Annotated in this window: 28 protein-coding genes, 1 tRNA gene and 1 other annotated feature; of the genes, 10 read left to right on the forward strand and 19 right to left on the reverse strand. The window is 60.6% G+C overall.

Features of this window, described 5'->3' with window-relative positions; translation table 11 throughout:
• Positions 1-10: 10 nt before the first annotated feature.
• The 3 genes from leuB to petB form a co-directional block, all read right to left on the reverse strand.
• Complete coding sequence (leuB, locus tag NW846_RS06725) at positions 11-1,156, reverse strand: 3-isopropylmalate dehydrogenase (protein ID WP_011430627.1); 1,146 nt, start codon at positions 1,154-1,156, stop codon at positions 11-13.
• A gap of 142 nt (positions 1,157-1,298) precedes the next feature.
• A complete protein-coding gene (gene petD / locus NW846_RS06730) occupies positions 1,299-1,811 on the reverse strand; it encodes a cytochrome b6-f complex subunit IV (RefSeq protein WP_049749760.1) in 513 nt (170 codons plus the stop codon).
• Positions 1,812-1,888: 77 nt separating this feature from the next.
• Positions 1,889-2,536, reverse strand: a complete 648-nt coding sequence (petB, locus tag NW846_RS06735; protein WP_011430625.1) for a cytochrome b6 — start codon at positions 2,534-2,536, stop codon at positions 1,889-1,891.
• Positions 2,537-2,741: 205 nt separating this feature from the next.
• Here petB and NW846_RS06740 point away from each other — a divergent pair, with 205 nt between their 5' ends.
• The 5 genes from NW846_RS06740 (at position 2,742) to NW846_RS06760 (ending at position 8,835) form a co-directional block, all read left to right on the forward strand.
• Positions 2,742-4,055 (forward strand): S41 family peptidase, encoded by a 1,314-nt coding sequence (locus tag NW846_RS06740; RefSeq protein ID WP_414346913.1) that lies wholly within the window; start codon positions 2,742-2,744, stop codon positions 4,053-4,055.
• An 88-nt stretch (positions 4,056-4,143) separates the two neighbouring features.
• The gene (locus NW846_RS06745) at positions 4,144-4,698 is read left to right on the forward strand and encodes a phycobiliprotein lyase (protein ID WP_011430623.1); all 555 of its coding nucleotides are present in this window, start codon (positions 4,144-4,146) and stop codon (positions 4,696-4,698) included.
• Between the two features lie 12 nt (positions 4,699-4,710).
• Positions 4,711-5,232: a hypothetical protein gene (locus tag NW846_RS06750; RefSeq protein ID WP_228375239.1), complete on the forward strand. Its 522-nt coding sequence runs from the start codon at positions 4,711-4,713 to the stop codon at positions 5,230-5,232.
• Between the two features lie 182 nt (positions 5,233-5,414).
• The gene (locus tag NW846_RS06755; protein WP_041438408.1) at positions 5,415-6,752 is read left to right on the forward strand and encodes a hypothetical protein; all 1,338 of its coding nucleotides are present in this window, start codon (positions 5,415-5,417) and stop codon (positions 6,750-6,752) included.
• Positions 6,753-6,789: 37 nt separating this feature from the next.
• Positions 6,790-8,835, forward strand: coding sequence for a hydantoinase/oxoprolinase family protein (locus NW846_RS06760; RefSeq protein ID WP_414346912.1), 2,046 nt, complete (start codon positions 6,790-6,792; stop codon positions 8,833-8,835).
• Between the two features lie 110 nt (positions 8,836-8,945).
• Here NW846_RS06760 and NW846_RS06765 read toward each other — a convergent pair.
• A tRNA-His gene (locus NW846_RS06765) sits at positions 8,946-9,018 on the reverse strand.
• A gap of 69 nt (positions 9,019-9,087) precedes the next feature.
• Here NW846_RS06765 and NW846_RS06770 point away from each other — a divergent pair.
• Complete coding sequence (locus tag NW846_RS06770) at positions 9,088-9,876, forward strand: photosystem II S4 domain protein (protein WP_011430619.1); 789 nt, start codon at positions 9,088-9,090, stop codon at positions 9,874-9,876.
• A gap of 58 nt (positions 9,877-9,934) precedes the next feature.
• Here the strand turns inward: NW846_RS06770 and NW846_RS06775 are convergent, their stop codons facing one another.
• The 14 genes from NW846_RS06775 to NW846_RS06840 all read right to left on the reverse strand — a co-directional run bounded on the left by NW846_RS06775 (position 9,935) and on the right by NW846_RS06840 (position 19,278).
• Positions 9,935-10,843 (reverse strand): homogentisate phytyltransferase, encoded by a 909-nt coding sequence (locus tag NW846_RS06775; RefSeq protein WP_414346911.1) that lies wholly within the window; start codon positions 10,841-10,843, stop codon positions 9,935-9,937.
• Between the two features lie 75 nt (positions 10,844-10,918).
• Positions 10,919-11,422: a YceD family protein gene (locus NW846_RS06780; RefSeq protein WP_011430617.1), complete on the reverse strand. Its 504-nt coding sequence runs from the start codon at positions 11,420-11,422 to the stop codon at positions 10,919-10,921.
• A gap of 85 nt (positions 11,423-11,507) precedes the next feature.
• A complete protein-coding gene (locus NW846_RS06785) occupies positions 11,508-12,143 on the reverse strand; it encodes a protein jag (protein ID WP_240527859.1) in 636 nt (211 codons plus the stop codon).
• A 76-nt stretch (positions 12,144-12,219) separates the two neighbouring features.
• Positions 12,220-13,398: a membrane protein insertase YidC gene (yidC, locus tag NW846_RS06790; RefSeq protein ID WP_011430615.1), complete on the reverse strand. Its 1,179-nt coding sequence runs from the start codon at positions 13,396-13,398 to the stop codon at positions 12,220-12,222.
• A 329-nt stretch (positions 13,399-13,727) separates the two neighbouring features.
• Positions 13,728-14,141, reverse strand: a complete 414-nt coding sequence (gene rplL, locus NW846_RS06795) for a 50S ribosomal protein L7/L12 (RefSeq protein ID WP_011430613.1) — start codon at positions 14,139-14,141, stop codon at positions 13,728-13,730.
• 73 nt (positions 14,142-14,214) lie between these two features.
• Entirely contained in the window at positions 14,215-14,778 is a 564-nt protein-coding gene (rplJ, locus tag NW846_RS06800) for a 50S ribosomal protein L10 (RefSeq protein WP_099813120.1), read from the reverse strand.
• Between the two features lie 73 nt (positions 14,779-14,851).
• Positions 14,852-15,007, reverse strand: a sequence feature (ribosomal protein L10 leader region).
• Positions 15,008-15,096: 89 nt separating this feature from the next.
• Positions 15,097-15,807 carry a 50S ribosomal protein L1 gene (gene rplA / locus NW846_RS06805; RefSeq protein WP_011430610.1) on the reverse strand — a complete coding sequence of 237 codons (711 nt, stop codon included), beginning with the start codon at positions 15,805-15,807 and terminating at the stop codon, positions 15,097-15,099.
• 99 nt (positions 15,808-15,906) lie between these two features.
• Positions 15,907-16,332, reverse strand: a complete 426-nt coding sequence (gene rplK / locus NW846_RS06810; protein ID WP_011430609.1) for a 50S ribosomal protein L11 — start codon at positions 16,330-16,332, stop codon at positions 15,907-15,909.
• Positions 16,333-16,341: 9 nt separating this feature from the next.
• Positions 16,342-17,013 (reverse strand): transcription termination/antitermination protein NusG, encoded by a 672-nt coding sequence (gene nusG / locus NW846_RS06815; RefSeq protein WP_011430608.1) that lies wholly within the window; start codon positions 17,011-17,013, stop codon positions 16,342-16,344.
• Between the two features lie 83 nt (positions 17,014-17,096).
• Complete coding sequence (gene secE, locus NW846_RS06820) at positions 17,097-17,318, reverse strand: preprotein translocase subunit SecE (protein ID WP_228375513.1); 222 nt, start codon at positions 17,316-17,318, stop codon at positions 17,097-17,099.
• A gap of 146 nt (positions 17,319-17,464) precedes the next feature.
• A complete protein-coding gene (locus NW846_RS06825; protein WP_099813121.1) occupies positions 17,465-17,818 on the reverse strand; it encodes a hypothetical protein in 354 nt (117 codons plus the stop codon).
• Positions 17,809-18,570 (reverse strand): tRNA (guanosine(37)-N1)-methyltransferase TrmD, encoded by a 762-nt coding sequence (trmD, locus tag NW846_RS06830; protein WP_011430605.1) that lies wholly within the window; start codon positions 18,568-18,570, stop codon positions 17,809-17,811. Before trmD ends, NW846_RS06825 begins: the two co-directional genes overlap by 10 nt.
• 5 nt (positions 18,571-18,575) lie before the next feature.
• Positions 18,576-18,998 (reverse strand): hypothetical protein, encoded by a 423-nt coding sequence (locus NW846_RS06835; protein ID WP_414348110.1) that lies wholly within the window; start codon positions 18,996-18,998, stop codon positions 18,576-18,578.
• Between the two features lie 85 nt (positions 18,999-19,083).
• Positions 19,084-19,278: a hypothetical protein gene (locus NW846_RS06840; protein ID WP_414348107.1), complete on the reverse strand. Its 195-nt coding sequence runs from the start codon at positions 19,276-19,278 to the stop codon at positions 19,084-19,086.
• Positions 19,279-19,365: 87 nt separating this feature from the next.
• Here NW846_RS06840 and NW846_RS06845 point away from each other — a divergent pair, with 87 nt between their 5' ends.
• The 4 genes from NW846_RS06845 (at position 19,366) to NW846_RS06860 (ending at position 23,610) form a co-directional block, all read left to right on the forward strand.
• Positions 19,366-20,538 (forward strand): 5-(carboxyamino)imidazole ribonucleotide synthase, encoded by a 1,173-nt coding sequence (locus NW846_RS06845; RefSeq protein ID WP_414515620.1) that lies wholly within the window; start codon positions 19,366-19,368, stop codon positions 20,536-20,538.
• Entirely contained in the window at positions 20,535-20,960 is a 426-nt protein-coding gene (locus NW846_RS06850; RefSeq protein ID WP_414348105.1) for a hypothetical protein, read from the forward strand. The genes NW846_RS06845 and NW846_RS06850 overlap by 4 nt, the downstream gene beginning before the upstream one ends.
• Positions 20,961-20,966: 6 nt before the next feature.
• Positions 20,967-21,494: a ribosomal protein S18-alanine N-acetyltransferase gene (rimI, locus tag NW846_RS06855; protein WP_011430598.1), complete on the forward strand. Its 528-nt coding sequence runs from the start codon at positions 20,967-20,969 to the stop codon at positions 21,492-21,494.
• 523 nt (positions 21,495-22,017) lie between these two features.
• A complete protein-coding gene (locus NW846_RS06860) occupies positions 22,018-23,610 on the forward strand; it encodes a mechanosensitive ion channel (protein WP_414515622.1) in 1,593 nt (530 codons plus the stop codon).
• Positions 23,611-23,719: 109 nt separating this feature from the next.
• Here the strand turns inward: NW846_RS06860 and NW846_RS06865 are convergent.
• Positions 23,720-24,501, reverse strand: a 782-nt coding sequence (locus tag NW846_RS06865) for a cytochrome d ubiquinol oxidase subunit II (RefSeq protein ID WP_414515623.1), incomplete at its 5' end; no start/stop codon positions are given.

Consider the following 24,501-nt stretch of genomic DNA (forward strand, 5'->3'; position numbering starts at 1 on the left):
GAACCTCCCCTCAACCACCAGGGGCTGAGAGCGATCCTTGGGGGGAGGCTTGCTGCTGGGCCAGAGCAGCCAAGATCTTTTCCCCCATTTCCCGACAGCCGACGAGGGTCATCCCCTCAGAGTAGATGTCGGCAGTGCGGTAGCCCTGGGCCAAAACCGCCTCGACGGCCTGTTCGATGCGGTCGGCAGCCTGGGGCTGATCCAAGGAGTAGCGCAGCAGCATTGCCCCGGAGAGCACCTGGGCAATGGGGTTGGCCTTGTCTTGTCCGGCAATATCCGGGGCTGACCCGTGTACGGGTTCGTACACCCCAGGGCCAGAGGATCCCAAAGAGGCAGAGGGCAACATGCCGATGGACCCGGTCAGCATCGCCGCCTCGTCGGAGAGGATATCCCCGAAGAGGTTCTCCGTGAGAATGACGTCAAACTGCTTGGGCCAGCGCACCAACTGCATGGCAGCATTATCGACGTACAGGTGGGACAGCTCCACGTCGGGGTACTCAGCCGCAATGGCGGTAACCCGCTCCCGCCACAGTTGTGACACTTCCAGGACATTGGCTTTATCCACCGAGCAGAGCTTGCGCCGGCGTTTGCGGGCCAGTTCAAAAGCCACACGGGCAATGCGATCCACCTCCGCCTCGCTGTAGGCCATGGTGTTCACACCCCGCCGGGATCCCTTGGCATCTGTGAAGATCCCTTTGGGTTGGCCGAAGTAGATGCCGCCGGTGAGCTCCCGCACCACCACCAGGTCGATCCCGGCAACCACCTCCGGCTTGAGGGAAGAGGCCTGCACCAGTTGCGGAAAGATCTTCACCGGGCGCAAGTTGGCAAACAGCCCCAGGCCCGCCCGCAAGCCCAACAAAGCCCGCTCAGGGCGCTTCTCCCGCGGCAGGGTGTCGTACTTAAAGTCGCCAACTGCCGCCAAGTAAACAGCATCGCTCTCCTGGGCCATTTTCAAGGTCTCTGGCGGCAAGGGATCCCCCGTGGCTTCGTAGGCGGCCCCGCCAATCAAGCCCTCCTGCCACTGGAGGGAAAACCCCACCTGAGCGGCAACCGCATCCAAAACCGCCCGCCCCACCTGCATGATTTCAGGACCGATCCCATCTCCGGCCAGGGCTGTAATCCGATAGGTTCGGACAGCAGAGGAAGGAACGCTCATGGGCGGTCACAGCAAAAGAATGCGTAGCGATATTACCATCCCTTGGCCCCCAGGTTTGCCGAAAAGTCCCCCACGTCCAAAAAAAGTGCAGCCCGGCCACCGGCCTGCTGCACTCAGAGTTATCAAGCCGATATTCTGCCCTCTAGAACAGGCCCAGGGTGACCCACTTATCCAGAGGCAAGGTGGCGCCAATGCCCAAATAGAGGGTGACCAAGGTGCCGATCAAAAACACCGTCGTCGCCACGGGGCGGCGCAGCGGATTCTGAAACTTGTTGACGTTTTCGATGAAAGGCACAAACAGAAGGCCGACCGGAATGGCCGACATCAGGGCAATGCCCAAGAGCTTGTTGGGAGCAATGCGCAAAATGTGAAACGCGGGGTAGAGATACCACTCCGGCAGAATTTCCAGCGGCGTGGCAAAGGGATCCGCCGGCTCGCCGACACCCGCCGGATCCATGACCGCCAGGCCGACAATCACCCCAATAGTGCCCAGGATCACCACCGGGAACATAAAGAGCAAATCGTTGGGCCAAGCGGGCTCCCCGTAGGTCATGTGGCCCATGTTCTTCTTCAGCTTGGCCAAAACTTTGGGATTGTCTAGGTCAACTTTGCGGGTAATCGCCTCGGTTGCTATCACTTGCTTTGAGACCGGCATAGCCATTCTCCTTGTCTAGGGCAAAAGTTCTGAAAAGATGCATCCAGGGTGCCCGGCTCACAAGAACCGGTTTGGGATCACAAAGGCCCGGAGATGCCCTGGCGGCGGATCATCAGAAAGTGCATCGTCATGAAGACCGCCGTCAGCCAAGGCAACACAAAGGTGTGCAGGCTGTAGAAACGGGTGAGGGTGGCTTGGCCAACTGCCTCGCCGCCGCGGATAAGCTGGACCAGGGCATCCCCCACCACCGGAATGGCACTGGGCACCCCGGAGACGATCTTGACTGCCCAATAGCCCACCTGATCCCAAGGCAGGGAGTAACCGGTAACCCCAAAGGAAACCGTCAGTACCGCCAAGATCACGCCGGTTACCCAGGTCAGCTCGCGCGGCTTCTTGAACCCCCCCGTCAGGTAAACCCGGAAGGTGTGTAGAATCATCATCAACACCATCATGGAAGCACTCCAGCGGTGGATGGAGCGCAGCAGCCAGCCGAAGTTGACCTGGGTCATGATGTAGTTGACCGATTCAAAAGCCTCGGCCACCGTTGGACGGTAGTAAAAAGTCATGGCAAAGCCGGTGGCAAACTGAATGAGGAAGCACACCAGCGTGATGCCGCCGAGGCAGTAGAAGATGTTAACGTGGGGCGGAATGAATTTTCCGGTTGCGTCATCGACGAAAGGCGTGATCTCCAGCCGCTCGTCTAGCCAGTCGTAAACTTTGCTCATGATGCCTGCAATTTTTAGAGTTGGATATCCAGGGCGGGGCGGGCCCACTCCCTATGGCACTGTAACACAATTCGTTAACACGATCATGAAGTCGGGCTCAGCTTTGAGACAGGGATCCCTACACCAACAGCCCAAACGCCTGCTGATGTCTCATCTTGTTCACGTTTCTTAGTATTTCTTAGCTTCTTCTTCAGTTTGGGATCCGATGATTGCGCAGAAGCCGAGATCTGGGGAAAGCAGTTGCAGAGGGTTGGGGATCGGATGGGGGTTACGCCAGGCTGTCCGAGTTTTGTTGCTAGGGTGCCTGCTCTGGGCGAGTTTGGGCATTGGCGCCTGTCAGGTGCAGGCCAGCCGCTGGGGGGAAGAGCAGCAACTGCTGGCGCAGGCGTGGGCCTATGTGGATCGGGCCTACGTGGATCCGGGTTTCAACGGACAGAACTGGTGGCAGGTGCGCCAGCGCTTTCTCTCTCGGCCCCTGAAGGATCGGCAAGAGACCTACCGGGCCATCGAGGAGATGCTGGCAACTCTGGGGGATCCCTACACCCGCTTTTTGGACAGGGAGCACTACCTCAGCCTGCAGACTTCCACTGCTGGCGAGTTGAGCGGCGTCGGCCTCCAGATTGCCATCGACGGGCAGGGGGCAGTACGGGTCATCGCCCCAATGGAGGGGACTCCTGCCGAGCGGGCCGGGATCCAACCTCAAGATGAGATCCTGGCGGTGGATCAGGTGCCAGTGGCAGGGCTGAGCTTGGATGAGGTGGCAGAACGCATGCGCGGCCCCAGCGGCACAACCGTTAGCCTACGGCTAAAGCGGCAGGAGCGCATCTGGGAGGTGGAGCTGGTGCGGCAGTCCATCCTGATCAACCCGGTGCGCACCGGTTTTTTCAAGCTGCCCCAGGGGGAGGTAGCCTACATCCGCCTCAGCCAGTTTAACGGCAATGCCGCCGCTCAAGTGCGTCAGGCCATCCAGGCCGCAGAAGCGCGAGGAGTGCGGGGCTACATCCTCGATCTGCGCAACAACCCCGGAGGGTTACTGCAGGCGGCCATTGAGATTGCTCGCTTTTGGATCCCCAAAGGCGACATCGTGCGAGTGACGGATCGCTACGGCATTCAGGACGGCATTCCCGCCACCGGCGAAGTCCTCACGGCAGCCCCCTTGGTCGTCTTAGTGAACCAGGGCAGTGCCAGCGCCAGCGAAGTCTTGGCGGGGGCGTTGCAGGACAGCGGACGGGCGCAACTGGTGGGAACGCGCACCTTCGGCAAGGGGCTGATCCAATCCCTGCTGGAGCTGGCGGACGGCTCGGGGCTGGCCGTGACCACTGCCAAATACCTCACCCCCAACGGCCACGACATTCATCGCCAAGGGATCCAGCCCGATGTGGAGGTGGCCGCGGGCCCTGTTCCCCTGACGGCAGAAAGCCTGGGCGGCCCTGAGGATGGGCAGTTGCAGCGGGCTTTGGAAGTGTTGGGGGCGACTTTGTCGGTGGCCCAGGGGATCCCAGCGGCAGCTAACACCTGAGGGGGAGAAGGGGAGTGCCTGTTTGTCTGCGATTCGTTTTAGGATCAGGTTTAGCCGTCCACTTGGCCCTGCTCTCGATCCCTCTGGCATGAATGCCCTGCAAAAATTTCACCACTTCTTCAACTGCTGCATTGGCGCCTGGCACACCGAGCGCACCTACCACTATTTAGATCGAGGGGAGGTGGAGCGTTCGCGCACCGACTTCACCATTCGCACCCTCACCCCTGAGCTCAAGGAGAAGGTACTGGCCGACAACAACTACCCCAACCACGGTGTGGACGGGTTTTTGGGCTTCCACCTGGCGTTTGAGACGGTTTCCGAAAAAGGGGAGGAGGCTGGGCAAGAGCTAAACATGCTCTTCGTGCCCCGGCGAGAAGGGCCCCGTGGGCTGGAGGGCGACTACTTGCGGGATCGGGCCTATGAGGAAGACCGCCCCATAGTGGCCAGCTTCCGCTTCGATCCCGGATCCCTGCAACTGGTGATGACCACCACCTACACCCGCGTCGTTGCTGTGGATACCATCACCTTGCTTAACCCACGCCTGCGCCTGCGCCAGATCCTCACCTACCAACGACCCCCTCACGGTCAGCCCTTGGAGGAGCTGCTGCTGGTGGGGTTTGGGGTAGAACAAAAGCTTACCTAGGGGGGTTTATCGGTGGATCCGGAGTTGATCCCTCCCGAAGACTTGCGCCTGCCCCAGCATCTGGCCCGGATTGAGGCCAGCTTTGAGCGGGGACAATACCGTCGGGTTCTGGAACAGGTGAAACAGGCCCAAAGCCGCTACCCGCAAGCGGGCAAGCTGCGGCTCTGGCAGGCCCTGGCCGAGGAGGCCCTTGGAGAGACCCAGGAGGCGATCCGCTTGGCGCAAACCTTGCTGGGCAACCCGGATCCGGAAGTGGCTCAACAGGCCCGCTACGTGTTGGGCATCTGGCAGGCTCCGCGTCTGCGGCGACCAGCAGAGTGGTTGCTCGAAATCCCAGATCTCAGCCATCTGGAAGAGGCCGAGCCAGGGGAACGCCGTCTGGTCTATGAGCGCCCCCGCCGCCCAGCTTCCCTGCCAAAAGTCGCCGATCCCATCCGCCGCGAGGCTGCTCCCCCCTTGAATACCCAACGGCTGACGTGGGTGTTGATCGGGATCCTTTTCGCCCTGCTAGCGGTGATGGCCTGGCTGCCCTAGCCCAGCCCTGGGTCGGCGCAGAGACAGGCTGCCTGACCCAAAAGCAGCAACAGCCGCCCTCGTCGCCCCCGAGTTGAAGAGAGATACTGGGAATAGGGATGGCTGTAACCCTTGGCTGCAGATGCTGGGCGAGCGTCCCAGTTGGATCCCGGGCAACAGTAGGTAACCAGCGGAGGTTGAGAGTGGCTACACAGACATTGGTCATCGATGCAGTAGAGCAGTTGGGCTTGCGGGTCACTCTGGGAGATATTGCCTCCAGCACAGGCCTGGCCCTAGAGGAGGCCAAACAGGAGTTGCTGAAGTTAGCCCAAAAGGCTGGGGGGCATCTCCAGGTTTCGCGGCAGGGGGAGATTGCCTACGTTTTCCCGCCCGACTTTCGCGACATTCTCAAGCGCAGGGAGCAGCAGGATCGGCTGGCAGCCTTGCGACGCAAGCTGTGGGGCGGCTTTCTCTACGGGCTGCGCATCTCCTTCGGCATCCTGTTGGTGGTGTCGATTATCCTCATCACCCTGGCGTTGATAGCTCTGCAGATGGCCAGCAGTCGTGAAGAGGGCAGCGGCAGTCGCAGTCGCTCGCGCGAGGTGGGGTTCTTCTACTTCCCCAACCTTTGGGTGGGCAACCCCTTCTGGAGTCCCTACCCCTACTACGGGGGCTATTCCGGTCGGGCGCAGCCCCGCCGGGAAAAATCGGAGATGAACTTTTTGGAGGCGGTGTACAGCTTCCTGTTTGGGGACGGGGATCCCAACGCCAACCTGGAAGAGGAGCGCTATGCCTTGATCGGCCAAGTGATCCGCGCCAACGGGGGGGTGATCGCCGCCGAGCAGGTGCTGCCCTACCTGGATGTGGAGCCGGGATCCCCGGCCCTAGAATACGAAGACTATATGCTGCCCATTCTGCTCAAGTTCGACGGCCAGCCGGAGGTAAGCGAGGACGGCGATATCGTCTATCGCTTCCCAGAGCTACAGGTGGCCGCCTCAGAGCGCCGCTCCAAGAAGATCCCGGAGGTGTTGCAAGAAAAACCCTGGGTGTTTAGCCGCGCCACCCCTGAGCAACTGACCCTAGCTGCTGGCTTGGGTGTGCTCAATTTTCTCTTGGCGGCCATTCTCTACGGGGCGCGGGAGGAGGTGGCAGCCGCCGCTGGCAGCAACGCCTTTTTGGCGTTTATCTACCCGCTGATTGGATTCCTCTTTCTCTACGGCACGCTGTTTTTGGCAGTGCCTGCAGTGCGGTGGCTGACGTTGCAGTTCCGCAACCAGGGGGTGGAGCGCCGCAATCGCATCCGGCGGTTCTGGCAAGAGCGGCTGAAGCGTCCCTCCGAGGCGCTGCTGCGCAAGCTCGACTTTGCCCGCCGCTTCCGCCGCCAAGAAGTGGTGCGGGAGTCGGACACCATCTACTCTACGGAGCGGGATCTGATCGAGCAGCGGGACTACCGGCTGGACGAGCCGGCCTTTCGCCAGCTTTTGCAGCAGGAGCAACCCCTGGAAAGCAAGTCGGAAGAGGTGCCCCGGCCTCGTCTCTAGCGAGGGGTTGAGGCCTGCCCAAGGGTCTTATCGAGCCATGGCCAATGCCAGTAGCGCGCAAGGCAAGCAACAGGATGGGAGGCAGGGGGGCCTGGTCCGCCTGGGGATCGACGTGGGAGGCACCTTCACGGATCTGGTGCTCCTCCAGGAAGGCCAGATCCGGACAGCCAAGGTGCTCTCCACCCCCAGCCCAGAAGCGGGGGTCTTTGCCGCCCTGGACAAGCTGGGCCCAGTTGAGGTGGACGTGTTCTGCCACGGCATGACGGTGGCCACCAACGCCCTCTTGGAGCGCAAGGGATCCCCCACCCTGTTTCTGACCACGGCGGGCTTCCGGGATGTGCTGGCCATTGGTCGCCAAAACCGTCCTTCCCTTTACGACCTCACTCAGCCCAAGCCAGAGCCGGTGGTGCCCCGCCACCACTGCCTGGAGGTGAAGGAGCGCTGCAGCGCCGGCGGCGTGGTCGAGCCGCTGACGGAAGAGGAAATCCAGCGCGTCCTCCGGGAAGTGGGCGAGCGGGTAGAGCAGGATGGGATCCGTGCCGTGGGGGTGGGATTCTTGTTTTCTTTCCTCTACCCGGAGCACGAGCAGCGCCTGGGGGCGGCCCTGAGAGAGGCTTTCCCCGACTTGCATGTTTCCCTCTCCTGCGAAGTGGCGCCGGAGTTTCGGGAATACGAGCGCTTTAGCACCACGGCCATTGATGCCTACCTCAGCCCGGTGCTGTCGGGCTACCTGCACCGCTTGGCGCAGGGCTGCCGGCAGCGAGGGATCCCCGAACCCCTGATCATGCAATCCTCCGGCGGCGTCACTTCCATTGCCCAGGCAGCGGCTCATGCCTCGGTGGCGCTGCTTTCGGGGCCGGCGGGCGGCGTTTACGGAGCGGCCTACCTGGGCCAGCTGAGTGGCTACTCCCATTTGCTTAGCCTGGACATGGGAGGGACCAGCACCGATGTGGCCCTCATTCAAGACGGCATCCCCCAGGTTACCCCGTCAGCGGTAGTGTGCGGCCTGCCGGTGCAGCAGCCCCAGATCGACATCCACACGGTCAGTGCTGGGGGCGGATCCCTGGCCTCCCTGCTACCCGGGGGCGGGCTGCAGGTGGGGCCGGAGAGTGCCGGCTCCAACCCTGGGCCGGCCTGCTATGGGCGGGGAGGAACGGCTCCCACGGTAACCGACGCCAACCTCTGGCTGGGCTACTTGCCGGATGGGGGCTGGCTGGGGGACGCTGTTTGCCTACGGCGGGACTTGGCCGGCCAGGCCATCGGAACGCTGGCGGAGCCCTTGGGTTTGACTTTGGAGGAGACGGCTGTTGGCATTCGCACCCTGGCCAATGTGGCCATGGCGCGGGCTTTGCGGGTCATCAGCGTGGAGCGGGGCTTGGATCCTGCCCATTTTGCCCTGCTGGCCTTTGGCGGAGCTGGGCCCATGCATGCCTGTGCTTTAGCAGAAGAGCTGGGGATCCGCCGCATCTTGATCCCGGCCTTTGCCGGTGTCCTCTCGGCTCTGGGTATGGCTTTGGCCGATCTGCGGCGGGACTACCGGCGGGCCATCCTGCAGCCGCTGCAACAGTTGGAGGGGGAAGGGGGAGGATCCCTTTTGGCCCAGTGGGCGGCGCCCCTCATCCGCCAGGCGCAAGCCGACCTGCAGGAGCCGGGGCTCTCCTTCAGCCTCGACCTGCGCTACCGCGGCCAGTCTTTTGAGCTGGAGATCCCGGCCCAGTTGTCGGATCCGGTTTCTCTCTTGGAGCAGCGGTTTCACCAGGCCCACCGCCAGCGCTACGGCTGGCAGGATCCCGACCAAGAGGTGGAGGTGATCCAGCTGCGTCTGCGGGCGGTACAAGCTTTGCCCCCTGTGCCTTTAAAGGCGCCGCCCCCCCTGCCAGGGGATCCCTTCAAGGGGGAGCGCCAGGCCTGGACGGGCGGCCGGATGCGACCGGTCCCAGTCTACGATCGGCGGCGCATGGGGGTGGGGTTTCAACTGGGCGGGCCAGCGATTGTGGAGATGCCGGAGGCTACCGTGGTGATCGAAGCCGGTTGGACGGGCAATATCGACGCCGTGGGAACCCTGATCCTGAGCTGCGGGTGATTCCGTTGCCAGGTGCGGCCCTCGGGAACCCTTCCTCAGCTTGGTTGCCAGCAGTTTTGCAAGGTTTTGAGGTTTTCTCTAAATTGGCAGGGCTCAGGTTATTGCGGCAGGGCGGACGATGGGACTCGAACCCACGAATGGAGGAACCACAATCCTCTGCCTTAACCGCTTGGCTACGCCCGCCAGGATCCTGGGGATCTAGCTTAGCATGGGACAAACAGAACAGAACCGCAAAGATTGAAGCGCCCCAACATGCTGCCCAGAACCGAACTACTGAAAGGAGCGGAGTATCGAGAAACCTTGGCGCGCATTCTGGATCTGGGGGAGCAAGCCCTCAAAACCTGGCAAGTGGTCTGGAGTGACTTTCTCTCCCCGGCAGAAGTAGCCGAGGTACAAAGCCGGTTGCACAACTTGGCCGAACTGCAGGTGATGGCCTGGGGAGGCTATGCCCAGGCAGAGCGGCAACGCCTAGCCCTGGCCCGCCCTGAGGTCAGCCTGGAGGTGGAAGGCGCAGAAGGGATCCCCTTGGCCGCCGTTCAAATCCAAGGAAACTTTCTTTTCGACCCGGCCACCCACCGCGACTTTTTGGGAGCCCTTTTGGCGACGGGAATTGCCCGCGAGAAGGTGGGAGACATCCTCGTGGTGGGCGAATTCGGGGCCCAGGCCATCGTTGTGCCGGAGCTGGTGGACTATCTCAGCCTCAACCTAACCCAGGTGCGCAGCGTGCCCGTCAAGGTCAGCCGGATCCCTCTCAGCCAGTTGAAGGTTCAACCGCCGCGGGTGAAGTCCATCACCAGCGTGGAAGCCTCTTTGCGCCTGGATGCAGTGGCCTCGGCAGGATTTGGCCTGTCTCGCAGCAAGATGGTGGAAGAGATCCAGCGGGGAGAGGTGCGGGTTAATTGGAAGCCGATTACCCAAGCCAGCTACACCGTCGGCCCCCAGGATTGGATTGCCATTCGCGGTCGCGGTCGGCTGCAAATTGAAGAGGTGGCCGAGACGAAAAAGGGCCGCTTTCGCATCCAGATGAAGCGGTATCTCTAGGTTTTTGGAGATCGGCTGCCCGCCTGAGCCGGGGCAAGATCGCGGCTCCTGGCAAATGTTAGGAAAAAGGGAAGAAGGCCCAAGGATAGAGCAAATACTCCAGGTAAAACAACTTCCAGATCAGTTGATAATAGGTGACAATCGCGTCGCGGCAACCCAGATCCAGGCGAACACCATAGCCCAAAAGGATCCCCAACCCCAGCCCATGTCCTAACAGCATCCAGGCGCCCCGGCCCATGAGGAGAAAATAGCTTCTCAAAGCGATAAAGGCTAGGTAACAAGCGGCCAAAATGCCGATGCAAAACTTTGAGATCCGCTCCTGGCCAAAGCGCAACGAAAAGGTGGCAATGGCAAACCGGCGATCCCCCTCCATGTCGGGAATATCCTTGAAAAGGGCGATCACCAGCCCAAAAATAGACATAAACCCTGTCAGAAAAACAATGGGAGCAGAAAGCTCGACTCCCCCCTGCATCAACTGCTGAAAATGGCTGTACAGGCCCAGATTGACGATCAACCCCCGCACACAATAGATACAAGCCGAGGCCGCCAGCGGAAACCGCTTCAACCGCAGGGGGGGCAGGGAGTAGGCCGTGCCGATCCCGTTGCTCAACAGCACCGTCAACAACAGGTACGGGATCCCTGTCAGGGCCAATAGGATGGATGCCACCCCGCAGGCGGCGACGATCCCCACCCCCTGTCGCCAACTCAGGGAGCCGGCGGCCAAGGGCAGATGGGGTTTGTTGATGAGGTCGATCTCGATATCCGTGAGCTGGTTGAGGCCGACAATGTAGACATTGGCCGCCAGACAAGCCACCCAAGCCACGCCCAACTGGGGAAGGACAGCTAGCAGGGCCGTTGGTTCAGCGGCCACGAACCCGGCCAGCAAGTAGAGGCCCAGTAGACTGGCACTGGTGCCGTAGACCTGGCACTGGTGCCGTAGACGGTGTGGGGCCGAGCAAAACGCCAAAGAACCTGCCAATTTGGGGTCATTCTAGCCAGCAGCGATACAGCTCATGGCCCGAAGCCCTCTCGCGGAGAGTGGCTAGGGATGGGGAGAGTCTTTAAGGAGGGCAGCCAGGGCCGACCAGCGGGGATCCACCGGCGGCGGCGCAGCCGCTTCCACCACAATGCCCGGGCAATCGGGGCGACAGGGCAACTGGTGGGGCATCTCCAAATGCAGGTGTTGGTACATCCAGTCTTCGATATCCAGCTCGCCGTTGGGCGGCAGGCTCTCCAGCAGATCCTCTTCGTCCCGCAATTCCAACTCCAGGGGCGGGGGTTCAGGACTGGGCTCCCGAATCAGGATGATCTCCTCAACCTGCAGATGCAGCCGGTGGTTAAACTGCTGCAGGCAGCGGTGACAGGTGAGGGTGACGATGGTGCGGGCCTCGGCGCTCACCTCCAGGAAATGCCCCCGGTGGCTGGCCTGCAGGGATCCCTCCACAGGGGTCAAGCTCTCAAAACCTGGGAAAAACTGCCTAAAGTGAACCTCTTGGGTTTGACCAGGCATCTGCCGCAGGTCGGATAGACGAATTGGCCTCAGCATGACATCCCCCTTTATACGTCTTGGGTAGCAGGGATCCCGGAATCGCCCCTATCGGCAAGAGAGCCGCACAGCCAGCGCATCCAGGTCAGGGTCGAGAAGAGGCCCGCCGGATCACCAGGCGACGGTCAGGCTCCTTGCCACGGCTGAAAGTTTCCAGATCGGCGTAGGCAGGGTCTTTCAGGAGCGTGTGGATCTGCCGCCGCTCGGCAGCAGAAAGATCGGGAAACTCGTATTCCCGACCACTGGTTCTCACCTTTTCCACCGCGACAGCAACCAAGGCTTTGAGCTCCTGCAAACGGCGCTGACGATAGCCATCCAGATCCAGGATATAGGGCTGCTGTTGGTCTTCTGGCTGGTTGAGGTTGAGAAGGGTGTTGGCCAAATACTGCAACGCATCCAAAACCACCGGGGAGCGCTCTTCCTCGGGGCCGGCTTCTTTGGACGGCGGCAAGGGCGATGCAGGCGCTTTTGAGAGCAACATTTGCTTCTGAGCCGGCGTTAGAGAATCGGCCTCGATTTCGATTATCTCCCCCACCACTCGCACCACCGCCGGGATTCCCATCGCCGCCAGCACCTGCTGCAACCACTGCCTGGCCCGTTCTCGATGTTCGGCAGGAGAAAGCTTGCCCTGGGAAGGCGCAGCGGTTCCCTCAGACTTCTGATGCGATTTTTTGGCGGCGGATCCCTTCACAGATCCCGTAGAGGACTCAGGGCGGCTCATCCTGGGCAGCTTCCAATTCTGAAGAGGTATCAAGCACTCGACCTAAGCCCGCCCCAAGCCAAGCAGCAAGGACTTGCTAGGGCTCAAAGGGCAGGGATTCGCGCCCTCCCCCGGCTGCCTTTGGCTTGGCTGGTCGGTCAACCTCCTTGGCTTCCCCTGTGCTCGCCTGGGCAGCGCGACGGCGCTCCTCTTCCACCAACTGCTGCAAGTTCTCAGGCAACGGCTCCCGCGAGAGCAAGAAGGTTTGCACGGTTTGGAAGATGTTGGAGACAAGAATATAGAGCAAGACCCCAGCCGGCAAGGGGAAGAACAGGAACATCGCCGAGAACAGCACAGGGGTGATGCGGGCCATCGAGCTCTGGCTGGGATCCTCCTGGCCGGCGTTGGTCAGGGATTGGTTCAGGTAAATGGAGACACCGAAAAGGACGATCATGCCGATGATGTCCCAGTGAATGGTGCCATCCGGATCAAAGGCGCCGACGCGGCCTAACTTGTCGATAAACAGAAAGCCCGTGTCAGAGGCCAAGCCCGGGATCGCAACCTCCACCGTCACTTCCCCCGGCTGCAGGGCCAGCAAGGTGCCATCCGGCTGGATCTGGGCCCGCTCTTCTCCTTTGGTGATCTTCCAGGTGGGCCGCAACAGGGTGGGATCCCCGCCCGCCTCTGCCACCAACTGCTCAAAGGGCTTGCCCCCCGGCCCCTGCAGCCTAAACTGCACCTGCTCCCCTACGGCAATCTTGGTGCCCTTGGGCGCCACCAGCACCACCGGCTTGTGTACCGAGTCGGTGACGAAGATGTTCTTGCTGGGGCTGACGTAGGGGGTGGGCACCACCTCTGCCGCCACCTCTGCTGGCAGGATCTGCAGGTTGACATCGTAGGTAACCGCCGCAAAGGGGGATCCCCGCAGCGTGGCAAACAGAGCAAACAGCACCGGCATTTGAATCAAGAGCGGCAGACAACCCCCCAGCGGGTTGACCCCCAGCTCGCTGTACAGTTTGGCCTGGGCCTCGCGCAGCTTTTGCGGGTCATCCCGGTACTTTTCCTGGATCTCTCGCATCCGCCGCTGCATCAGGGGGTTGATCACCTTCATGCGCCGCATGTTGCGGATGGATCCGACGTTGAGGGGGTAGAGGGCAAAGCGGATCACCAACGTCAGGAAGATGATGGCCAGTCCATAGCTGGGCACGATCCCGTAGAAAAAATCCAGGATCGGCAGCATGACGTTGTTGGAGAGAAATCCGACTCCGAAGTCCATGGGGGGTGCTGGCGAACGTCCGTAACCCATTGTAAGGGTTTCCGACCGGCTGACGAGGGCGTTTTCAGAGTTGAAGCGCTCCAATCAGCAAGAGAGACCTGGGCACTTGCCGGCCTCGCCAACCCTCCCCTTCTCCCAGGGGAGACTAGCCAAACGATTTCCCTGCCTTGCCGAGGGAGAGGGGCAGGGCGCGGCGGCATATCAGTGAAAAAGGAGGGGCTGCTTTGCCCCTCCCTCATCGTTCTGGTTAAACTTGGGGCTCTGGCAGCACCCCTTTTCTGGAAGCAAGAGGCGCTCTGGATGAGGATCCCTTTCCCCTGCCGACGGGACTACTTGACCTTGACCGTGGCGCCAGCTTCCTCTAGCTTCTTCTTGATCTCGTTGGCTTCCTCTTTGGGGATCCCTTCCTTGACCGGTTTGGGAGCAGCCTCCACAAGATCTTTCGCATCTTTCAGGCCCAAGCCGGTCAACTCGCGCACCACCTTGAGGACGGCGATCTTCTTATCCGCGGGGACAGCCTCGAGAATGACATCAAAGGCCGTCTGCTCTTCCACCGGTTCAGGCGCCGCTGCCGGCGCCGGCGCCGCTGCTGCTGCCACGGGAGCAGCCATGACCATGCCACCTGCCGGGGCAGCCGCACTGACGCCAAAGGCTTCTTCGATGGCTTTCACCAACTCGGAAGCTTCCAACAAGCTCAACGCTTTCAACTCTTCCAGGATCTTTTGAACACGCTCCGAAGCCATGGTCTTGTCTCCTCAGGGTAACGAAGTGGATGGGGTGGAATCGGGTCGATGAACCCAAGACAGGCCGAGCCCGTCAGGCCGCCTCCTTGTCGGCAATAGCCCGGATGGCCCTTGCCAGGGAGGCCGGGATTTCTTGGATACCGCGGGCCACCTGCGTAGGCACGGCATTGAGCCCAACCGCCAGTCGAGTGGCTACCGACTTGAGGCTGCCCGCCACCTGGGCCATGAGCACCTCCTTGGGCGGCAGCTCGGCGATGGCCTTGGCCTGATCCAAGGTCAGAGATAGCCCCTCGGCAGCGGCGCCGCGGAACTCGGTTTTCTTGGTTTGCTTGGCGAAATCTTGATACGCCTTCAGGGCTGCCGGAATATCGCCCCGGATCATGATAAAGGCCGTCGGCCCTGACAGGAAGGGAAGAATTCCTGCCCAAGCCTTTTGGTCGGCGACAGCCCGCCGCATCAAGGTATTTTTAACAACCATGCAGACAGCATCCGCCTTGCGCAGCTCCGCCCGCAGTTGGTTCATCTCGGAAACGGTCAGCCCCTTGTAGTCGATTACCAGCACCATTTGGCTGGCTTGCAACAGGGAGCGAACTTCATCGACCATCTCCGCTTTTTTCGCTAAAGGTTGCTTGCCCATACGCTCACCTCCTTTGTGGTCACTGGCTCACTGAGAGCCGAACAGGTGTTGCCGTCGGAAGGGGGTATCTGGAGCCGCCAAAGAGAATGCGCCTCAGCCATAGCCGAGACGCATTGAGGCAAGCGTAACCTAGCAGTCCACAACGGGATCCCTTAGCACTCCGCTCAAACCTCGGCAGGACATTAAGCCCCTTGGCCCCTGCTGTCTTCGGCTCGCTATTCGACTGTGGAAAGCTCTTCTCTGCCCAGATCCTCCGGAAAAATGGCCAATTCAAACGGCAAGCAACTGCCTTTGCCCCTTTGCAGCGCCGAAGCAGGCTTAAGCAACCAACTTCAGCTCTCGCAGAGCATTGATGTCAACCTCAATCGAGGGCCCCATTGTAGCACAAACATGTAGAGCTCGCCAATACTTGCCCTTGGCTCCAGGGGGACGGTTGCGATCAATGGACTCCTGCACGGCTTTCAGGTTTTCCAGCAGAGCTTCGACGGGAAACTTGCACTTGCCGAAGATCAAATGCACAATGCCGGTTTTGTCCGCCCGGTACTCCAGCTTGCCGGCTTTGAACTCCTTGATGGCTTGGGCCAAATCCATGGTGACCGTCCCGCCCTTGGGAGAGGGCATGAGGCCGCGCGGCCCCAATAGCCGCCCCAGCTTAGCAACCTGGGGCATCACATCGGGGGTGGCAATCAGCAGGTCGAAGTCGATCACGCCCTTGCCGATCTCCTCGATCAGGTCTTCAAAGCCCACCCGGTCGGCCCCTGCGTTCTGGGCTTCCGTAACCTTCTCGCCGCGGGCAATCACCGCCACGCGAATCTCCTGCCCGGTGCCGCGGGGCAAGACGACGGTGGTGCGCAACTGCTGGTCGGCGTACTTGGGATCGATCCCCAGGCGGATGTGAACCTCCGCCGCCTCGTCAAATTTGGCAGTGGCCGTCTCCTTCATCAGGGCCAGGGCTTCTGCGGGGGGATAGGCAATGGGCTTGACTTTCTCCCGCAAAGCTTGCATACGTTTGGACAGTTTTCGAGCCATAGTTTCTCCTCGGGGTGCTGGCGAGAACTTCTCTCCCCCATAATGGTCTGCCAAAACTTCCAGACAACAAAGACTAGAGATCCTTAAGTCGATCGACAATCAATCAACTATTGTCACCCCCATGCTGCGGGCGGTGCCGGCGATGATCTTCATGGCCGCCTCCACGTCACGGGCATTCAAATCGGGCAGCTTCTGCTCGGCAATCTGGCGCAGTTGCGCCCGCGTCAGGGATCCTACCTTGACTTTGTGGGGCTCACTGGATCCCGACTCAATGCCGAGGGCTTTTTTGATCAACACCGAAGCCGGCGGCGTCTTGAGGACGAAGGTGAAGCTGCGATCCTCGTAAATCGAGATCTCGACCGGCACCACCATCCCGGCTTGATCGGCCGTTTTGGCGTTATATTCCTTGCAGAAGGCCATGATGTTAACCCCGTGCTGGCCCAGAGCCGGGCCGATGGGGGGAGCGGGGGTGGCTTTGCCCGCTTGGATGGCCAGCTTGACCACTGCCACCAGTTTCTTAGCCATGAAACGCGGTTACACCTCTTTGCGCACTTGACCAAACTCTAATTCTACCGGAGTATCGCGCCCGAAAATCGAGATCAAAGCCTTGAGCTTGCCCCGCTCTGGGCTGACATCCACCACCTCGCCGTAAAATCCCTGGAAGGGGCCAGAGAGCACCTCGATGCGATCCCCAGGTGCCATGTCGATCTTGAGGGGCACTTCTTCCACCTCGACGCTGCTGAAGATGCGCTGGACTTCGCTGGGGCTAAGGGGCCGTGGCGTCACATGGCCGCGACCACGACCGTAGGCCCTTCTCTCTTCCGTGCCGACGAAGTTGATCACGTTGGGGGTGGTTTTCACCACCATCCAGGTGTCGTCGTTGAGATCCATGCGCACCAGCACATAGCCGGGAAAAATCTTTTCCTCTTGTTCCTGGCGCTTGCCGGATCGATCGAGCTTGAAGCCCGTCCGCTTCGGGATCACCACCTCGACAATCTGATCTGCCACATCCAGAGCCGCCGCCCGCTGCATCAGGGTGCTTTTGACTTTGTTTTCGCAGCCTGAAGCCACCTGCACGGCGTACCAGCGCAGGTTGCGGCGACCTTGACTTTCGCTTTCTTCCCCCTCCGCCGCCGTGCCCGCAGGCTCTAGGGGCTCGAGGCGGCCCCCCCGGCCTCTCCGCCGCTGCTCTGGCTCTGGGCTCATCACCTCACCTCCTCTCTGTATCTGTCTGTGTGCATGGGCCTCCTCTCCCCAAGTCCTTGGCAGGGGCCATCTGGGGAAAAACCTCACGAGAACAGTTGAGTGGCCAGCCAGCCGAACAGTTGATCGACCAGGTAGATGAACGAGGCGAAGGCCAACACAATCAGTAAAACTCCCACCGATTCGCTAATCAGTTGCTGGCGGCTCGGCCAAACAATTTTGGCCAACTCCGCACGGGTCTCTTGGAGAAAGCCTGGGATCCCTTTAGACTCAGTGGAACTGGAGTGGCCCCGGCTGGCGGGATCCAAACGCTGTTCCGTATCGGCTTTGCTAGAAGAGGTGCTTTTAACCACGGTGGTATCTCCTGATGGATCCCGAAAACGGTGCGCCACCTTTTAGCGCACGCAAGATCGGCTTAGCGATCTTAACAGATCTGTTGAGGGTGGGATCCCTCTCAAGGGTCGGGAGTGGACTCAGGCGTCAGCGCTCTGGGGGAGAGCACCAAAGGGCGGCGGGAGCGGTTGAATTGCTCTACCGCTGCGTCGATCCCGGCTTTGCTGTCCCAACGCGAGGCGGCATTTTGCCGGGAGAGAAACTCGGCGGCCCGCAGGAGGTCGTTCATGTCAATGCTGGTGCCGTCGAACAACTGGACGTTGCGGTCGCGGCGGATGGCCTCGTTGACATCTCCCCTTTGGGCCAGGGCAACTTCGGAGCTGGCCAGGATCCCCAGCAGAAGCAGACCCAGCGCTGCAGGGATCCCAAGCCGGCCAACAGGGGTGAAAGGGGAGCGGAGACGGTTTACAAACATCGATCCTGTTCCTCCACATCGGTGTGCTGCTCGGCCAGTCCCTCTGCCAGCAACTGTTGTTCTTCAGGCGTGAGGGGGCGTTTGGCCAACAGGTCTGGTCGCCTTCGCCAGGTGCGAACCAACTGCTGTTGCAGACGCCAACGGGCGATGGCTCGGTGGTCGCCTGAGAGAAGCACCGGCGGCACCTTGTGCCCTTGGAACTCCGGTGGACGGGTGTACTGAGGATACTCCAGTAGCCCCGTCTCGAAACTTTCGCTCCTCAGCGAATCTATCTTACCAACTGTGCCCGGCAAGAGCCGCACCACGCCGTTGATCAAGGCCAGCGCCGGGATCTCCCCCCCTGTCAGGACAAAATCGCCCAGCGACACCTCGCGGGTGGCCAGGTGTTGGCGGATCCGCTCGTCAAAGCCTTCGTACTGGCCACAGAGCAGGATGAGCTGCGCCTTTTGGGCAAGTTCTTGCAGCAGCGCCTGGTTCAGCGGTTGCCCCTGGGGCGTGAGCAAGATGATCTCGCAGGGATCCAGGCGGGGCAGGGAGGCGACGGCTGCAAAGAAAGGCTCTGGCTTGAGCACCATGCCCACCCCGCCCCCGTAGGGCTCATCATCGACCCGGCGGTGCTTGTCGGTGGCAAAGTCCCGCGGGTTGGTGCAGTGAACCTCGGCAATCCCCTGCTCTAGGGCCTTGCCCACCAGCCCGATGCGCAGCGGCGTTGCAAAAAACTCCGGGAAGAGGGTGATGACGTCGAACCGCACAAGACTTAGGAGGAGGCAGAGGGAGGTTCTGTGCGCAGCCGCTCTAGATCCAGGCGCAAAGACTCGATCTGGTGGATCAGTTCCATCAGCTCGGCCATCTCTTCTTTGGAGATAGGGGCAGAGCCGGCAGGGGAAGCCGTGGTCGGGGGGGTACTCTCAGCAGGAGCGGGCCTCTCGCTGTCTGGAACTGTGGCGGGGGCGTTGGCGGCTGGATCCCTGAGACTTTCAACGTAGCGGACAGCCTCCTGTTCGATCAGCTCCCCCTTTTGCTCCAGTTCTGCTGCCAGTTGTGCCAAGTCCATCGAGAGGCGGTTGAGGTTTTCGGCCCGCTTTTCCGGGTCTTGGAGGATCTCCACCAGGGCAGTGGCCGTGCCGTAAAAGATGTGGCGAGCCCGCGTGAACCAGTCAGAAGAAGAGCGAGAACTCATGGCAGCAGTCAAAGGGGGTGGGGATCTCCATTCTAGGCAATGCCTGGCGGGTATTGCTTGAGGCGCTTGGAATATGAGAACGGGCTCAATCCACGGCGCGAATCTCGCCGCTGTTGAGCCGCTCCACAACCAATTCCAGCAGCTCGTGCTCTTCTGGGGAAACCTCTTGATCGGCTGCGACGGCATTGAGGATCTGCTGTTGTTCAGCGCGGGTTAAGACCTTATCTGCCAAAGCCCGGTCGATCAAAGCTCTGAGCTCAGAAGGTTGAGGGGGTTCCACCGTTTTTCTCCTAGCGCTAGAGGGCAAGGGATCCCATAATGGGTTTTGGATCCAAGCAGGCACACCCGTCAGTATAGCGAGACAGTGGTGGAACCCCAGGTATCCCCAAAAAACCAGAGCTTCCAACCGGTGGGGGTGATCGGCGGTGGGCAGTTGGCGCAGATGTTGGCTTTGGCGGCTCGCCCATTGGGGATCCCGCTGATTGTTCAGGCTGCCGCTCCTACCGATCCGGCGGTGGCCGTGGCCGACGGCGTGGTCTGGGGTGCCGTGACCGACACCCAGGCCACAGCCCAGTTGCTGCAACGCTGCCCGGTGGTAACTTTTGAGAACGAGTTCATCCCGCTGGCGGAGCTGCAAAAACTGGATCCGCAGGGATCCCGCTTTCGTCCTCGCCTGAGCACGCTAGAGCCGCTGCTGGACAAGTTGCACCAACGGCAGTTTCTGGCAGAGCTGGGGATGCCGGTGCCGGCTTTTTGGCCTGCGGAGACGGCAGATCTACCTAGCCTGAGCTTTCCCTTGGTGCTCAAGCGGCGGCGGCAGGGCTACGACGGCCAGGGCACCCGCATCTTGCCCGACCGCGCGGCTTGGCAACAGACCCTTGCCGAGTACAGCGGGATCCCGCTGCTGGTTGAAGAGTGGATCCCGTTTGAGCGGGAGCTGGCGGTGATGGTGGCGCGAGGGCTGACGGGAGAAATCCAGATCTACCCCGTGATGGAGACGGTTCAAGTTAACCAAGTCTGTCGCCACGTCTTGGTGCCCGCCCGCATCCCTTCCTCTGTTGAGGCCGAGATCCGGGATTTGGCGGTCAAGGTGATGGAAAAATTGGATGCGGTGGGCGTGTTTGCCATCGAGCTGTTCTGGGTGCCGCCGCCCCAGCCCAAAGCCGGGATCTGGATCAACGAAATCTCGCCGCGGGTCCACAATTCCGGCCACTACACCCTGGAAGCCTGCCACACCTCACAATTCGAGCAACACCTGCGGGCCATCCTCGGCCTGCCCTTGGGGGATCCCTCCCTCAAGTGTGGGGGGGCAGTGATGGTGAACCTCTTGGGCTATGAGCACTCCACCAGCGACTATGCCGAGAAGCGGCAGCGCCTGGCCCAGCTCCCCAATGCCACGGTGCATTGGTACCACAAAACCCCTGCCCGCCCAGGGCGAAAACTGGGCCATGTAACCGTCTGTCTGCCGACTGCTCCCTCTCCTTTCGAAGCAGCAGCCCTTGTTCGCACCCTCGAATCCCTCTGGTACCCCCAGCCATGAGCCAAGCGCAGGATCCCTCTTTTTCTCCGGCCATCCAAACCCTGATCCAGGCCATGCAAAGGCGGGATGTGCCCGCGGTAGCGCAGCAGGTCAACGGCCTCTCCCCCCAAGAGCGCTCCGCGGTGTTGACTCCCGCTCTCCAATACCTTGCCGAGGTGGATCCCGACAGCGCCCGCTGGTTTGTTCGCCACCTCATGGCCCCTGCCGTCAAAGCCCAACTGCGAGCAGGGATCCTCAAAGCCGCCCAAGATTACCTGCAAGAGGCCGGCTTCCAAGAAGGGATCGATTACGAGCTCAAGCCCCATCCCCAATCGGGGGGTCAGATCTTAAGCCTTAGCCGCCGAGCCCTGCCCTATGCCGCCCCCGATGACGATCCCTTTGGGCAGTTGTTGCTGGCCGAGTTCTGCGAATTGCGGGACTAGACCACCATGAGCGGTACGAGTTATCGGCTGCAGGTGCTCGACCTCACCGCCCTGCCCCAATTGCTGGAGCTGGATCGCCGCTGCTACGGCGGATACTGGGGAGAACAGGGCTATCGCGCGGAGCTGGAAAGACCCAGCAGCACGGTGATCGGGGTTGTGGCGGAACCGGCTGCCGCTGGCGCTTCCTGTGGCTTGGGCCGAACGGAGTTCCCCCCTCCCTCTCCAGACCTCGCGACGCAAACGACCCAAGCGCTCGTGGGCTTTGGCATCCTCTGGCGCATCGAAGAAGAAGCCCACATTATCTCGTTGGCGGTGGATCCCGACCATCGGCGGCGCGGCTTGGGCCGCAGGATCCTGGAGGAGCTGTTCAATCACGCTCGAGCCGCAGGCTGTCGCTGGGCCACGCTCGAGGTCAGAGCCTCTAACCACGCCGCCATCCACCTCTACGAATCGGCAGGGTTTCAATTGCTGGGACGCCGCAAGGGCTATTACAGCGGAGAAGATGCGCTGGTCTATTGGAAAAAGCCAATCTAGAAAAGCAACAACACTGAAAATTTGTGGAAGTTCGCAACCAGATCCCTAGACAAACCGGCAGCCAAGTCTGGCAATCCTACAGAAGATCAATATCGACAGAGCTTTAACTGCCCGGCTGAACTTGTCGTTATTTTGTAGGTTTTGTAGATCATTCAGATTTCCTCTTCTCCTGGACGCAAGCTGCCAGATGTAACTTTTTTAGGCAAAATTTGGCTACAGCCAATTAGGAGCATCTTTTGCGATTTAAGATTGCAATTAGATAAATGGCTGCGGACAATCTGACGATAGGCCAAGACATACTACAACCTAAGCAGACCCCCCTGTTCAGTGGCACCCCTGGAGCCTCGGCCAATTTCCTAGGCTGATGTGAATAAACGTAAAGTTTTACATCGAGATTCAGCACTCCTGCTTAAATTCGTGCTTTCCCCCCCCCTGTCGGGCCAGCTTGCCTGAAAAAGCGCTTCAGGCTAACCTACTCTTATCATTTGTGCATCCTGAGCATTTGCAAGCTGTGAGGACAGTCATGGACACCTCGAGAAACACCATTGGGGATGAGACCATCTCTTTTTTCGTGAGTCTTTGGTCTAGGCTTATCGACTTTATGCCCAATCTACTGGCGGCACTTGCCATTCTAGTTCTGGGTTGGATCGTGGCCAAGGTGGTGGCTTTCGGCGTTCGGGGGCTGCTCAAGCGGACGCAGCTCGATAACCGCTTGGCCGCTTGGATTATGGGCCAAAGGCCCGGCGAGAAGCTGCCGCAAACCGAGCGCTGGGTGGCTGCTGCGGTTTACTGGATCATCCTGGCTTTTGTGTTGGTGGCGGTGCTGAATGCCCTACAGCTTCAGGCCGTCTCCGAGCCGCTCAACAGGTTTTTGGGAGAAATTTTCGTCTATCTGCCGCGGCTGGGCGGGGCGCTGGTGCTGCTAGGGGTGGGCTGGGCGGTGGCCACGGTTGCCCGGCTGGCAGTTATCCAAGGGCTGCGGCGCTTTAACTTGGACGAGCGGCTGGCTCAGCCCTTGCAACCGGAAGCAGGAGCAGAGGGGGCTCCAGAGGGAACGGCCGCTAAGCCAGAGGGGGGCGCTAACGAGGTCGCTCCTTTTCTCTTGAATGAAGCCTTGGGCGACGCGCTCTACTGGTTGGTTCTCCTGTTCTTCTTGCCGCTCATCCTGGATACGCTCAACCTGCGGGGGCCGCTGCAGCCGGTACAAAACCTGCTGGATCAAATCCTATCGATGGTGCCGCGCATTTTGGGAGCGGTGGTCATCGGTGTGGTGGGCTGGTTTCTAGCTCGCATCGTGCGTGGGATCGTTTCCAATTCAGCGGGAGCTAACCGCTTGGGGGCACGCTTTGGCATTCCCCAGCTGGCCCAAACGGTGGGCACAGTGGCCTACGTCTTGGTGTTGATCCCGGCAGTGATTGCCGCCCTCAAGGCCCTGGAAATCCGGGCCATCTCCGATCCAGCGGTGGCGATGCTGGAGCAGGTGTTGCGGGCCATTCCCCGAATTGCAGGATCTGCTCTCATCCTGGCCGTCTTCTACTGGCTGGGGCAGTTTTTGGCTGGCTTGGTGACCCAGTTGCTGCAGGCAATCGGTTTCGACCGCTTGGCTGCCGGCCTTGGTTTGCCCTCGGCCCCTGCTCCTGAAGCTCCCGCCGCCGAAGGGGATCCCTCGGCGTTGGCGAAGCGGCGCACCCCCTCTGAGATTGCCGGCTTGGTGGTCTGGGTAGGCGTGGTCTTGTTTGGGGCGGTGCCGGCAGTGGAGTTGCTGCAGTTTGCCGCCCTAACCGACATTGTGCAGGGGCTGTTGCTGATTTCCGGTCGGGTGCTCATCGGCGCCCTGGTGTTTGGGATCGGTCTTTATTTGGCCAATTTGGCCCACTCTATGATCAAGAGCTTGGGTAGCCCTTCCTCAGGGGTACTGGCCCAGGCGGCGCGGGTGGCTATCTTGGTTTTTGTTGGCGCCATGGCCCTGCAGCAGATGGGCGTGGCCACCGATATCGTGGTGCTGGCCTTTGGCTTGGTGCTGGGCGCGATTGCCGTGGCGGTGGCGTTGGCTTTTGGGTTGGGAGGTCGCGATGTGGCTGCCGAGCAAATCCGGCAGTGGCTTAAGCGGGAGTGAAGTCTTGGAGACGGTTAACCCTGTCTAGCTTCCCAGAGCTGCAAGATAAAAGCCTGCCCCGCCTGGCAAAACGTCCGGCGGGGTTTCAATTGGATTGCGCTGAGACCTTTTAAGCTGCTTCCGGAACTTTGGCCTCTTCTGCTGCTGCTTCCTGCACCACAATTTTGCCCCGGAACACCACGTAGTTGTAGATGTTGTAGGACAAGATAACCGGGATCAAAAAGCCAATAAAGGTAAGCATAAACACCAGCGAACTGGGAGAAGCTGCTGCCTCGTAGATGGTGACGCTGGGAGGAATAATGTTGGGGAAAACCATAAACCCCAGGCCAATAAAAGAAAGGGCAAAGATGAGAAAGGTATAAACCAACACGCTAGTTTCTTCTCGCCGGCGCAGGCTGCGCAGCAACAGAGCCACCAACAAAAGCCCCAAAACGGGGATGGCAGCAAAGATATAGAAAAGAGGAGGCGAGAAAAGTTGGGAGCGCGCTTGCTCCGACATGATGGGGGTGCTGATGGTGATAAACACTGCCCCCAGCAACGTTGTCCAGGTGGCGATGGTTGCCGTTTTGTAGTAGGTTTTCTGGAGTTCCCCCGTGGTCTTCACAATTAAGTAGGCCGAGCCAACTAAGACATAGCCCTGAATCAGGGTGAGGGCCACCAACACTGTCCGCCAGGTCAGCCAATCCCAGGGGCTGCCGGCAAAGTGGCCGGCTTCATCAACGCGGATCCCTTCGAAGACGCTGCCCAGGGCAAACCCCTGGCCCAGCGCCGCCAAAAAGCTACCCACCCCAAAGGCCAGGTTCCAGACCAGCTTGTTGTTGGCGTTCTCCCGAAACTCGAAAGAGACAGCCCGCAAGATCAGGCCCACCACCATGATCACCAGCGGAATGT

The organism is Synechococcus sp. W60.3, from assembly GCF_047502615.1.
Taxonomy (GTDB): Bacteria; Cyanobacteriota; Cyanobacteriia; order Thermostichales; family Thermostichaceae; genus Thermostichus.